Here is an 11565-nt window from a genome sequence, read left to right as displayed (position 1 = left end):
GCGCCGCTAAGTTGCTTACTATCATTGAATCCCACAATTTAAATAGGGTCTTGTTTTGTATTTTTACGGACAGGGCATAACAAGATTTTTAATTTGTGAAATGGTGTGCTTATGTGTGAAAAATATGTTGAAAAGCCGCTTTATCTGTTAATTGCCGATTGGGTGATGGCAGAAAAGCGTTGGGTAAGTGCGAAAGAGATCGCGAAGCACTTTAATATGGATCACTGCAAAGCGATCAATACCGTCTCTTATATTCTCGCTGAGGTCGGGGAGATTAATTGCGAGACTAAGACTATCCCTAATCAACTGGAAGGTCGTGGATGTCAGTGTCAGCGCCTGGTCAGAGTGACGCATATTGATCCACAGCTGTATGCCCGCCTTGGGCATAGCGCGCAGGTGAAGATGGTCAGCAAATCGCCGCGGATGTCGGCGGTGCCGCCATCAGAACTAAACCGCGAGCAAAAATGGCAGATGATGTTGTCAAAAAGTATGCGTCGATAAGTTCGGTTTTGCCGGATGGTGCCTTGCGCCGCCATCCGGCATGATTACATGGCCGATTTAGGCTTCACCTCCGTTGTGCCCTTCAGGCGCGGCCGGTTTGCTTCAACCGCCGTTAATGGCGACGTTTCCCGTAGCGATGCCCGACAGCGTACGGCGAGATCCTGATATTCCTTCGTATTCAGCCGCTTCCAGTGCAGTTCCTGTTCGCTGACCTCACGCATAACGCGGGCTGGCGTGCCGACCAGCAACTGTCGTGCGGCGCCAGTAAATCCGGCTTTGACGAAACTCATGGCGGCGACAATGCTTTCGTCGCCGATCACCGCACCGTCCATGATCACGCTGTTCATGCCGACCAGTGCGTCCCGGCCTATCACGCAACCGTGCAGGATAGCACCGTGTCCGATGTGCCCATTCTCGCGTACCACCGTGTCCGTATCGCAGTAGCCATGCATAATGCAGCCATCCTGAAGGTTGGATCCCGCTTCAAGGATTAAGCGGCCATAGTCCCCGCGCAGTGAGGCGAGCGGGCCGACGTATACGCCAGCCCCTACGATGACATCGCCAATCAGTACTGCGCTGGGATGCACATACGCCTCGGGATGAACCACGGGAATTAAGCCTTCAAAGGCGTAAAAACTCATCGGCATTCCTCAATTGTTTTTTGCCGGATAAGCGCAGCACCATAAGGCATTAGCGTCCTTTCCAGACCGGATCGCGTTTTCCAGCAAACGCCTGCGGCCCTTCGAGCGCATCTTCGGAGTGCAGTACGGACGGATAGTGTTTCAGCACGCCGCTACGGATGAAACGATAAGCCTCTTCCACCGGCATTTCACTGGTTGTGCGGTAAATCTCTTTCAGCGCGGCGATGGCCAGTGGTGCGCTGTTCACCAGCTGTTGTGCCAGTTCACGCGCGCTGTCCATCAGTTCCTGCTGGCTGACCACGCGATTGACGATCCCCCAGCGCTGCGCTTCATCTGCATCCATGCGTCTGCCGGTCATGATCATTTCATTGACGATGGCCGGGGGCAGTATTTTCGGCAGACGCAGGACGCCGCCGCTGTCCGGTACGATGCCGAGTTTGGCTTCAGGGAGGGCAAAGCTGGCGTTATCGGCACAGACAATAAAGTCTGCGGCCAGCGCCAGTTCAAAGCCACCGCCGAATGCATAGCCATTGACGGCAGCGATCACCGGTTTGTCGAGATTGAAGATTTCAGTCAGGCCAGCGAATCCGCCAGGGCCAAAATCGGCGTCTGGTGCTTCACCTTCCGCCGCGGCTTTTAAATCCCAACCGGCGGAAAAAAACTTCTCGCCTGCGCCGGTGACAATCGCCACGCGCAGTTCGGGATCGTCACGAAAATTAAGAAAAACCTCACCCATCTGGAAACTGGTTTTGGCATCGATCGCATTTGCTTTTGGTCGATCCAATATAATTTCCAGAATCGATCCGTTGCGGGTTAAATGTAAAGATTCACTCATGGTTCATCTCCAAAAATAGGATGTCTGGCAGGGGTTATTCCTGCCTGTAGGGTTATTTCAGGTTTTTTTTGATTATTTTTCCTGAACAATTTCGCGGCAGGTCGGTTCTAATCTCCATAATTGAAGGGACTTTAAATTTCGCCATATTTTTTTCGCAGAAGCTGAAAAACTCTTCTTCACTGAGCGTTTCACCCTCGTTGAGAACTACAAAGGCTTTTATCGCTTCGTCACGAATTGAATCGTTAATTCCAATAACGACGATGTCCTGAATTTTGGGGTGTGCCGAAATAATATTTTCCAGCTCCACGCAGGAGACGTTTTCTCCCCCTCGTTTAATCATGTTGCAGCGGCGATCGACAAAATAGAAAAAACCGTCTTCGTCGCGATAGCCGGAATCACCGGTATGCAGCCAGCCGTTCGGCTCGAGCGCTTTGGCGGTGGCATCCGGCCTGCCGTAGTACTCTTTGAAAATCGTTTTACCCGGCACGCCCTTAATACAGATTTCCCCAATTTCACCGGCGGGCAGCGCACGGTTTTGCTCATCGCGAATTTCTGCTTCGTAACAAAAACCGGGGCGTCCAATAGAGGGCCAGCGTCGCTTATCACCGGGGCGATCGCCGATGATGCCGACAATGGTTTCCGTCATGCCGTAAGAGGTCAGCAGACGCACACCGAAGCGTTCAACAAATGCATCTTTTTCCTGCACTGACAGGTTGAGGTAATACATCACTTCCCGTAAACAGTGCTCTCTGTCCAGCGGTGATACGGGTTGAACCATCAGCGTTCTGATCATCATCGGGATGCATTCCGTGACGGTCGCGCGGTATTTACGCACTTGTCCCCAGAAAGCGCGGGCGCTGTATTTCTCTATCAGCACAAAGGTTGCGCCCGCCGAGAAGGCGGCCATGGCGGCAGTGCACTGACAGTCGATATGAAACGCAGGCATGACCGTCAGGTAAACATCGTCATCACGCAGGGCGCATTGCCACGACGAGTAGTAGCCGGCAAAACGCAGGTTGTAATGGGTGATCACCACGCCTTTAGGGCGGGAAGTGGTGCCGGAGGTAAACAGGATCTCGGCCATGTCGTCCGTGGACAACGGTGGGGTATAGCGCAATGTCGTCGGCTGCTGATCCTTCAGCGTCGTGAAATGGCTTACGCCATCAGCGATCGGCAACGCCTCACCAATCAGGCAGATATGGCTAAGCGGCGTCGTCTTTGCCTGTTGGATCTGCCGATACATCGGATAAAAAGCGGCGCTGGTTACCAGCAACTGAACGTCACTGTTTTGCAGGATCCACGCGCTTTCTTCACGCAGCAGACGGGCATTGATCGGCACCATGACCGCGCCAATTTTCGCCAGCCCGAACCAGCAAAAGAAAAACTCCGGGCAGTTATCCAGATGCAGGGCGACCTTATCACCTTTGCGAATGCCCAACGAGTGGAAAAGGTTTGCTGTCCGATTGATTTCCTCGTTAAGCGAGGCGTAGCTGTACTGGCGCACGTCCCCTTCGCTGGATTCGCAAATCAGCGCTGTTTTACTGCCATAAACTTCGGCCAGATCGTCCCACATCTGGCGTAAGTGTTGTCCGCCAACGATATCCATTGCACTCCTGTCCATTTTCACAGGCGTTGTGCTAACCGGGCGAGCCGGTCAGCATTTCGCATTTAGTTCTCAACTTTGGCCAGACCCTTACTGACCAGTTCCTTAATGTCTGCGTCGTTGTAACCGATATTTTTCAGAATGGCGGCAGTGTCCATGCCGTGCGACGGCATGCCGCGCCAGATTTTCCCCGGATTGTTTTTGAATTTCGGCATGACGTTTGGCCCTTTGCAGGTGCGGCCATCCATCGTTTGCCACTGGGTAATGGATTCGCGGGCAACGTACTGCGGATTGCCTTCCAGCTCCGGAATGGTCAGCACTTTGGCGCAGGCGATATTCAGCTCGGCGAAACGCGCCTGCACTTCCTCGATGGTGTGTGCGGCCAGCCACGCATCCAGTTTTTCTTCGACCAGCGGTCCGTACGGGCACTCGACGCGGTGAATCAGTTGTGTTCCTTCCGGCACTTCCGGCGTACCGAGAATGTGCGCCAGACCGATGTCTTTAAAGCATTCGGTGACCTGGGTAATCCCGACCAGCTCCATCACGATGTAACCGTCGGCGCATTTATACAGCCCGCAACCGGCGTAATAGGGGTCTTTACCTTTGGTCATGCGCGGGCAAATTTCACCGCCGTTGAAGTAATCCATCATGAAGTACTGACCCATGCGCAGCATCACTTCGTACATCGCCACATCGATACTTTCGCCTTTGCCGGTTTCCCGCACCTTATGCAGTGCCGCCAGCGCGGCCGTGGTGGCCGTCATGCCGGAGAAGTAGTCGGCGGTGTAGGGGAACGCGGGCATCGGCTGATCAACGTCGCCGTTTTGGATCAGGTAACCGCTGAAGGCCTGAGCGATGGTGTTATAGGCCGGAAGGTTGGTGTACTCCTCGGTACCGTACTGACCGAAGCCGGACAGGTGAGCGATAACCAGTTTCGGGTTATGTTGCCACAGAACCTCATCGGTAATCCCACGACGGGCAAACGCCGGACCTTTACTGGCTTCAATGAAGATATCGGTGGTTTCCATCAGTTTCAGAAACGCTTCCCGACCTTCATCTTTAAAAATATTCAGCGAGAGCGCGTGCAAATTACGCCGCGACAGCTGCGGATAGTTTGGCTGAACACGGATGGTATCGGCCCAGGCGACGTTCTCAATCCAGATAACTTCAGCGCCCCACTCGGCAAACATCTGACCGGCGAACGGCCCGGCGATTTCGATCCCGGAGAAGACAACCCGCAGCCCGGCAAGCGGCCCAAAAGCAGGCATTGGTAGACGATCCATAAAATGCTCCTGATAAATTTGTAGGCCTGATAAGACGCAAAGCATTGGCCCGGTAAGCACAGCGCCACCGGGCATGTCGCTGTCTTAACGGTATTGTTTCAGCACGGCACGACCGAGCGTCAGGATCTGCATTTCGTCAGAGCCGCCGGATACGCGGTCAACGCGCAGGTCACGCCAGAAGCGGGTGATGCGGTGGTTACCCGCAATCCCAACACCACCGAGAACCTGCATGGAGGTGTCCACGACTTCAAACGCCGCGTTGGCGCAGAAGTATTTACACATCGCCGCATCACCCGAGGTGATGGTACCGTTGTCGGCTTTCCATGCCGCTTCTAACAGCATGTTTTTCATGGAGTTTAATTTGATCGCCATATGGGCGAACTTCTCCTGGATCAACTGGAAACGACCGATCGTTTCGCCAAACTGCACGCGCTGGTTGGCGTAGCGCGCCGCATCTTCAAAGGCGCACATTGCTGTACCGTAGTTGGTGAGGGCTACCAGGAAACGTTCGTGGTCGAACTCTTCTTTTACGCGGTTAAAGCCGTTACCTTCCCGACCGAACATGTCTTTTTCGTCCAGCTCGACATCGTCAAAGTTGATTTCACAGCAGCTGTCCATGCGCAGACCCAACTTCTCAAGTTTGTTGACCTTGATGCCGGGTTTACTCATGTCGACAAACCATTCGGTATAGACAGGTTTATCCGGGGAAGCGCCGTCTCTTGCCATCACCACGATATAAGGGGTGTAGGCGCTACTGGTGATAAAACACTTACTACCATTAAGATAAACCTTACCATTTTTGCGGGTATAAGTGGTTTTCAGACTACCAACATCCGATCCCGCTCCCGGTTCGGTGATGGCGGAGTTCCACATTTGTTTCCCGGTTCCCTGGAACGCCATGATTTTATCGATCTGCTCCTGGGTGCCTTCGCGCAGGAAGGTATTAAACCCGCCCGGCAGCTGATACAGCACGTACGTAGGCGCACCGAGGCGTCCCAGTTCCATCCAGACGGCAGCCACGGTGACGAATCCGGCTTCCAGGCCGCCATGTTCTTCCGGGATCAGCAGGCTATCGATGCCCATGTCCGCCAGCGCTTTCACGAAACGCTCCGGATACACGCTGTCGCGATCGCATTCGGCAAAATAGGCTTCCCAGTTCTCACTGGCCATCAGTTCACGAATACCGGCGACAAACAGTTCCTGCTCATCATTGAAATTGAAATCCATCTTCTAACCTCTATGTCATGGGGTAATTAGGTTTATTTATCTTTCCAGTGCACTTTGGCGTCTTTGATAAAGGAGAGCGTCACCATAATGTTGACGAAGAACAGCGGGCAGCCCCCGGCGATAATCGCGGTTTGTATTGGCTTCAGGCCGCCGAGTGCCAGCAGCACGATGCCAATCACGCCGACCAGCACTGACCAGCCGATACGCACCAGTAACGGCGGCTCTTCGCCATCGCGCACTTCACGGCAGGTTGACATTGCCAGGGTGTAAGAGCAGGCGTTGATCAGCGTAACGGTGGCAATAAAGCAGAGAATAAAGAATCCCCACATCGTGGCGGTGCTGAGCGGCAGGGCGGCCCAGGTTTCGATAATCGCGCGCGGCACGCCGTGATCGGCAATCAGTTGCGGGATGTTGATGATGTTTTTATCCATCAACAGCAGAGTGTTACTGCCCAGTACCGTCCACAGGATCCAGGTGGAGGCGGTCAGGCCCAGCACCATGCCAAAGCACAGTTCACGCACGGTACGACCGCGAGAGATACGCGCCAGGAAGATGCTCATCTGAATGGCGTAAATCACCCACCACGCCCAGTAGAAGACCGTCCAGCCCTGTGGGAAACCGCCTTTGGCGATCGGGTCGGTGTAGAACAGCATGCGCGGCAGATACATCAGCAGCGTCCCGACGGAGTCGGTGAAGTAGTTCATAATGAAGCTGGCGCCGCTGACGATGAACACCCAGCCGAGCATCAGGAAGCTCAGATAGCTGCGCACGTCACTGGCGATCCTGACCCCTTTTTGCAGGCCGCAGGCCACGCAAATGGCGTTAAGAATGATCCAGCAGGTAATGATGATCGCATCCAGTTGCAGCGTGTGCGGGATACCAAACAGGTACTGCATACATTCGGTGACCAGCGGCGTCGCCAGCCCAAGGCTGGTGCCCATCGCGAAGATCAGTGCGACCAGATAGAAGTTATCAATGATGGTGCCTAACAGACCTTTGGCGTGTTTTTCGCCGACCAGCGGCACCAGCGTGGAGCTGGGACGAATGACGTCCATCTTGCGCACAAAGAAGAAGTAGGCGAAGGCCACGGAGAGGAAGCTATAAGTCGCCCACGGCAGCGGTCCCCAGTGAAACAGGCTGTAAGCGAGGCCAATCTCTTTCGCTCCGGTGGAGTTAGGTTCCAGGCCAAACGGCGGCGTGGAGATGTAGTAGTAAATCTCTATCGATCCCCAGAACAGCACGGCGGCAGAGGTACAGGAGGCGAACATCATGAAGATCCAGCTGGCGGTGCTGAACTCCGGTTTCTCGTCACCTAATTTCTTTTTCGCGTAGGGACCAAACACCAGCCAGAACCAGCCGATGAGCATAATGACCATATACCACTCAAATGCCCATCCCCAGACATTGGTGACATAACTAAAGACGGCATTAATAACGACATTTGCGGCATCGAGATCGCGTACCGTTAGCCAGCAAAGTATTCCGACGATTATTAGCGGCGGGAAAAAAACCTTTGGCTCAATTCCAGACTTTCTCTTTTCATTTTTCATGAGTGAATTCCAGGTTGAAAACGAAATTTATTTAGCGTTCCCGTTTGTTTTATTTTTGTTTATTTTTATTAAATATTTGTTGATACCCGTTTAACCTCAGGACGCGTTGGCGAGTAACTCATAATGGGTATTCGTTTTGCGGCATTCTGTAATCTTCGTCACACTTTTTGTTTGGGGTGTTTTGGTGCGAACAGCCTTTGAAAATGTATATTTATCATTGTGTTATACTCTAATTTGTTGGGTTTTTCACCGTTTGGCGTTCAATATTGGTGATCTGCCAGGCAATATTGAAAATATTTCTTTTGGACGCCGGATTTCAATATTGGTGAGGTGCTTAACAATATTGAAAGTTGCGAATATCAGTGTGTGACATTTTCAATATTGGTGATTATGGTTTTATTTCCGAATTAAAGAGCGTGATATCTGTATTTAACACCGCCGATATATATACGTTTCCTTCATGATTTCTGGAGATGCAATGAAGATAATTACTTGCTACAAGTGCGTACCTGATGAACAGGATATTGTCGTCAATCACGCAGATGGTTCATTAGATTTCAGCAAAGCAGATGGCAAAATCAGCCAGTACGACCTGAATGCGATTGAAGCGGCCTGCCAACTGAAACAGCAGACCAGCGACGCGCAGGTGATCGCCCTGAGCGTGGGCGGCAAGGCGTTAACCAACGCGAAAGGGCGTAAGGATGTCCTCTCCCGCGGCCCGGACGAACTGGTGGTCGTCATTGACGATCGGTTCGAGCAGGCATTGCCACAGCAAACCGCCGCAGCGCTGGCTGCTGCCGCGCAAAAGTCGGGTTTTGATCTGATTCTCTGCGGCGATGGTTCCTCCGATCTCTACGCCCAGCAGGTCAGCCTGCTGGTAGGCGAAACGCTGAACATTCCCGCCATCAACGGCGTGAGCAAGATCCTCTCACTGACGGAAAGTACGCTGACCGTTGAACGTGAACTGGAAGATGAAATTGAAACGCTGAGCATTCCGCTGCCGGCGGTCGTGGCCGTTTCCACCGATATTAACTCTCCACAAATACCATCGATGAAAGCCATTCTGGGGGCGGCGAAAAAACCGGTTCAGGTCTGGTCAGCGGCGGACATTGGCTTTAGCGCCGGGGACGCCTGGTCCACGCAAACGGTGGCCGCACCGAAACAACGTGAGCGCCAGCGCATTGTGATTGAAGGCGATGGTGAAGAACAGATCGCTGCGTTTGCCGATAGTCTGCGCAAAATCATTAATTAAGAAGGGGATGTTATGAGCAAGTTTTCCAGCGTCTGGGTATTCAGCGATACCGCGTCTCGCCTGCCGGAACTGATGAGCGGCGCGCAGATTTTAGGTGAACAGATTAACGCATTTGTGCAAAGCGCCGATGAGGCAACCACGGCCATTCAGTTGGGCGCACATCACGTCTGGCAACTGAGCGGCAAGCCGGACGATCGTATGGTGGAAGATTATGCGGACGTGATGGCACAGACCGTTCGTCAACAGGGTGATTCTGGCCTGTTGCTGCTGCCCAACACCCGTCGCGGCAAACTGCTGGCGGCAAAACTGGGCTATCGCCTTGCCGCAGCGGTTTCTAATGATGCCAGCACCGTGACGCAGCAGGATGGCCGGGCGACGGTCAAACACATGGTGTATGGCGGCCTGGCGATGGGCGAAGAGACGCTCTCCACGCCGTTTGCGGTACTGACACTCAGCAGCGGCACTTTTGAGGCGCAACAGCCTGATGCGACCCGCAGCGGCGAGACGCACAGCGTAGCCTGGCAGGCGCCGGGAATTACCGTCACGCGCACTGCCACGCAGCCACGTCAGAGTAACAGCGTTGATCTCGATAAAGCCCGGCTGGTGGTCAGCGTGGGACGCGGTATCGGCAGCAAAGAGAATATCTCACTGGCGCAAGCGCTGTGTCAGGCCATTGGCGCGGAGCTGGCCTGCTCGCGTCCGGTCGCCGAAAACGAGAAGTGGATGGAGCATGAGCGCTATGTCGGGATCTCGAATCTGATGCTCAAGCCGGAATTGTACCTGGCGGTGGGGATCTCCGGGCAGATCCAGCACATGGTGGGGGCAAACGGCGCGCAGACTATTTTTGCCATCAACAAAGACAAAAATGCGCCGATATTTCAGTACGCGGATTACGGCATTGTCGGCGATGCGCTGAAAATCCTGCCCGCGCTGACGACCGCACTGGCACGCTAAACCATTCAGGCAGGGAGTACGTATGTCCGAAGATATCTTTGATGCCATCATCGTGGGCGCGGGGCTTGCCGGTTCCGTCGCGGCCCTGGTGCTCGCCCGCGAAGGGGCCCAGGTGTTGGTTATCGAGCGCGGAAATTCCGCTGGCGCGAAGAATGTCACCGGTGGGCGCATCTATGCTCACAGTCTGGAGCGCATTCTTCCAGGCTTTGCTCAGCAGGCCCCTGTTGAACGAGTCATTACCCATGAAAAGCTCGCCTTTATGACCGATAACGGGGCGATGACCGTGGACTATCTCAACGGTGAAAAGGCTGGCCCGTCGCAGGTCTCTTATTCGGTGTTGCGCAGTAAATTTGACGCCTGGCTGATGGAGCAGGCGGAAGAGGCGGGCGCGCAGTTGATCACCGGGATCCGCGTGGATAACGTCGTGCAGCGCGATGGCAAAGTCGTTGGTGTAGAAGCGGACGGCGACATCATCGAATCGAAAGTGGTGATCCTAGCCGATGGCGTCAACTCCCTGCTGGCGGAAAAACTGGGAATGGCAAAACGCGTTGAGGCCTCGCACGTGGCGGTCGGCGTGAAAGAGCTGATCGAACTGCCGAAATCGGTGATTGAAGATCGCTTCCAGTTGCAGGGTAACGAAGGGGCGGCCTGTCTGTTCGCGGGATCGCCCACGGATGGCCTGATGGGCGGTGGCTTCCTGTATACCAACGAAAACACCCTGTCACTGGGGCTGGTATGCGGGCTTCATCATCTGAAAGAGGCGAAAAAATCGGTCCCGCAAATGCTGGAAGATTTCAAACAGCATCCGGCCGTTGCCCCGCTGATCGCGGGTGGCAAGCTGGTGGAGTACGCGGCACACGTGGTGCCGGAAGCAGGGATGAACATGCAGCCTGAGCTGGTGGGCGACGGCGTGCTGATTGCGGGCGACGCGGCGGGTATGTGTATGAATCTCGGCTTCACGATTCGCGGGATGGATCTCGCGGTGGCAGCAGGTGAAGCGGCGGCGAAAACGGTGCTTTCCGCCATGCAAAACAACGACTTTAGCCGTCAGGGGCTGGCGGAATATCGCCAGCATCTCGACAACGGTCCGATGCGCGATATGCGTATGTACCAGCGGTTGCCGGCGTTCCTCGATAACCCGCGCATGTTCACCCGCTACCCGGAAATGGTTGTTGGTATCGCCCGTGACCTCTTTACCGTCGATGGTAGTGCGCCGGTGCCGATGCGTAAGACGATCCTGCGCCATGCGAAGAAAGTGGGCTTCATCAACCTGATGAAGGATGGCATTAAAGGAGTGACCGTATTATGACTTCTCCCGTCAACGTAGACGTCAAGCTGGGCGTCAACAAATTCAATGTCGATGAAGAGCATCCGCACATCATCATGAAAACTGCGCCGGATAAGCAGGTGCTGGAAGTGTTGATCAAAGCCTGTCCGGCCGGGTTATACAAAAAGCAGGATGACGGCAGCGTGCGCTTTGATTATGCCGGATGCCTGGAGTGCGGAACGTGTCGAATTCTCGGACTTGATACGGCGCTGGAAAAATGGGAGTACCCACGCGGCACCTTCGGCGTGGAGTTTCGTTACGGTTAATGAGTACAGGTATACGCTCCACTGCCGGATGGCGGCGAAAACGCCTTATCCGGCCTACGGGGATAAGTAGGCCTGATAAGCGCAGCGCCATCAGGCAGTTAAGCACTAATGCCGAATGTCGGCAAA

Annotated in this window: 11 protein-coding genes and 1 pseudogene; 5 read left to right on the top strand and 7 right to left on the bottom strand. The window is 54.2% G+C overall.

What is annotated here, in order from left to right; translation table 11 throughout:
* Positions 1-111: 111 nt before the first annotated feature.
* Positions 112-501, top strand: a complete 390-nt coding sequence (gene caiF, locus C2U53_RS04710) for a carnitine metabolism transcriptional regulator CaiF (protein WP_042997987.1) — start codon at positions 112-114, stop codon at positions 499-501.
* A 44-nt stretch (positions 502-545) separates the two neighbouring features.
* Here the strand turns inward: caiF and caiE are convergent, their stop codons facing one another.
* The 6 genes from caiE to caiT all read right to left on the bottom strand — a co-directional run bounded on the left by caiE (position 546) and on the right by caiT (position 7640).
* A complete protein-coding gene (caiE, locus tag C2U53_RS04705; RefSeq protein WP_042997986.1) occupies positions 546-1142 on the bottom strand; it encodes a carnitine operon protein CaiE in 597 nt (198 codons plus the stop codon).
* A 49-nt stretch (positions 1143-1191) separates the two neighbouring features.
* Positions 1192-1977: a crotonobetainyl-CoA hydratase gene (gene caiD, locus C2U53_RS04700; RefSeq protein ID WP_104445679.1), complete on the bottom strand. Its 786-nt coding sequence runs from the start codon at positions 1975-1977 to the stop codon at positions 1192-1194.
* 52 nt (positions 1978-2029) lie between these two features.
* Complete coding sequence (gene caiC / locus C2U53_RS04695) at positions 2030-3583, bottom strand: crotonobetaine/carnitine-CoA ligase (RefSeq protein ID WP_104445678.1); 1554 nt, start codon at positions 3581-3583, stop codon at positions 2030-2032.
* A 62-nt stretch (positions 3584-3645) separates the two neighbouring features.
* Positions 3646-4863 (bottom strand): L-carnitine CoA-transferase, encoded by a 1218-nt coding sequence (caiB, locus tag C2U53_RS04690; protein ID WP_044255581.1) that lies wholly within the window; start codon positions 4861-4863, stop codon positions 3646-3648.
* Positions 4864-4947: 84 nt separating this feature from the next.
* Positions 4948-6090, bottom strand: a complete 1143-nt coding sequence (caiA, locus tag C2U53_RS04685) for a crotonobetainyl-CoA dehydrogenase (protein WP_042997982.1) — start codon at positions 6088-6090, stop codon at positions 4948-4950.
* 32 nt (positions 6091-6122) lie between these two features.
* Complete coding sequence (caiT, locus tag C2U53_RS04680) at positions 6123-7640, bottom strand: L-carnitine/gamma-butyrobetaine antiporter (RefSeq protein WP_042997981.1); 1518 nt, start codon at positions 7638-7640, stop codon at positions 6123-6125.
* A gap of 478 nt (positions 7641-8118) precedes the next feature.
* Here caiT and C2U53_RS04675 point away from each other — a divergent pair, with 478 nt between their 5' ends.
* Genes C2U53_RS04675 through fixX form a run of 4 tightly spaced genes read left to right on the top strand, consistent with a single transcriptional unit; the run spans position 8119 to position 11439 of the window.
* Complete coding sequence (locus C2U53_RS04675) at positions 8119-8892, top strand: electron transfer flavoprotein FixA (protein WP_061070535.1); 774 nt, start codon at positions 8119-8121, stop codon at positions 8890-8892.
* 12 nt (positions 8893-8904) lie between these two features.
* Positions 8905-9846, top strand: coding sequence for an electron transfer flavoprotein subunit alpha/FixB family protein (locus C2U53_RS04670; RefSeq protein WP_044267383.1), 942 nt, complete (start codon positions 8905-8907; stop codon positions 9844-9846).
* A gap of 22 nt (positions 9847-9868) precedes the next feature.
* Positions 9869-11155: an FAD-dependent oxidoreductase gene (locus C2U53_RS04665; protein WP_042997978.1), complete on the top strand. Its 1287-nt coding sequence runs from the start codon at positions 9869-9871 to the stop codon at positions 11153-11155.
* A complete protein-coding gene (gene fixX, locus C2U53_RS04660; RefSeq protein ID WP_042997977.1) occupies positions 11152-11439 on the top strand; it encodes a ferredoxin-like protein FixX in 288 nt (95 codons plus the stop codon). The genes C2U53_RS04665 and fixX overlap by 4 nt, the downstream gene beginning before the upstream one ends.
* Here the strand turns inward: fixX and C2U53_RS30700 are convergent.
* A pseudogene (locus tag C2U53_RS30700) lies at positions 11436-11537 on the bottom strand (hypothetical protein); the annotation flags it as partial. The gene fixX and the pseudogene C2U53_RS30700 overlap by 4 nt on opposite strands.
* Positions 11538-11565 lie beyond the last annotated feature (28 nt).

The sequence above is a fragment of the Citrobacter sp. CFNIH10 genome (assembly GCF_002934585.1).
Lineage (GTDB): Bacteria > Pseudomonadota > Gammaproteobacteria > Enterobacterales > Enterobacteriaceae > Citrobacter_A > Citrobacter_A amalonaticus.
This window is presented reverse-complemented; position numbering and strand designations above follow the sequence as displayed.

What these genes read in the sequence shown, in the direction of transcription:
- caiF (WP_042997987.1), top strand. Translation starts at nt 112, where the DNA reads ATGTGTGAAAAATATGTTGAAAAGCCGCTTTATCTGTTAATTGCCGAT.
- caiE (WP_042997986.1), bottom strand. Translation starts at nt 1,142, where the DNA reads ATGAGTTTTTACGCCTTTGAAGGCTTAATTCCCGTGGTTCATCCCGAG.
- caiD (WP_104445679.1), bottom strand. Translation starts at nt 1,977, where the DNA reads ATGAGTGAATCTTTACATTTAACCCGCAACGGATCGATTCTGGAAATT.
- caiC (WP_104445678.1), bottom strand. Translation starts at nt 3,583, where the DNA reads ATGGATATCGTTGGCGGACAACACTTACGCCAGATGTGGGACGATCTG.
- caiB (WP_044255581.1), bottom strand. Translation starts at nt 4,863, where the DNA reads ATGGATCGTCTACCAATGCCTGCTTTTGGGCCGCTTGCCGGGCTGCGG.
- caiA (WP_042997982.1), bottom strand. Translation starts at nt 6,090, where the DNA reads ATGGATTTCAATTTCAATGATGAGCAGGAACTGTTTGTCGCCGGTATT.
- caiT (WP_042997981.1), bottom strand. Translation starts at nt 7,640, where the DNA reads ATGAAAAATGAAAAGAGAAAGTCTGGAATTGAGCCAAAGGTTTTTTTC.
- C2U53_RS04675 (WP_061070535.1), top strand. Translation starts at nt 8,119, where the DNA reads ATGAAGATAATTACTTGCTACAAGTGCGTACCTGATGAACAGGATATT.
- C2U53_RS04670 (WP_044267383.1), top strand. Translation starts at nt 8,905, where the DNA reads ATGAGCAAGTTTTCCAGCGTCTGGGTATTCAGCGATACCGCGTCTCGC.
- C2U53_RS04665 (WP_042997978.1), top strand. Translation starts at nt 9,869, where the DNA reads ATGTCCGAAGATATCTTTGATGCCATCATCGTGGGCGCGGGGCTTGCC.
- fixX (WP_042997977.1), top strand. Translation starts at nt 11,152, where the DNA reads ATGACTTCTCCCGTCAACGTAGACGTCAAGCTGGGCGTCAACAAATTC.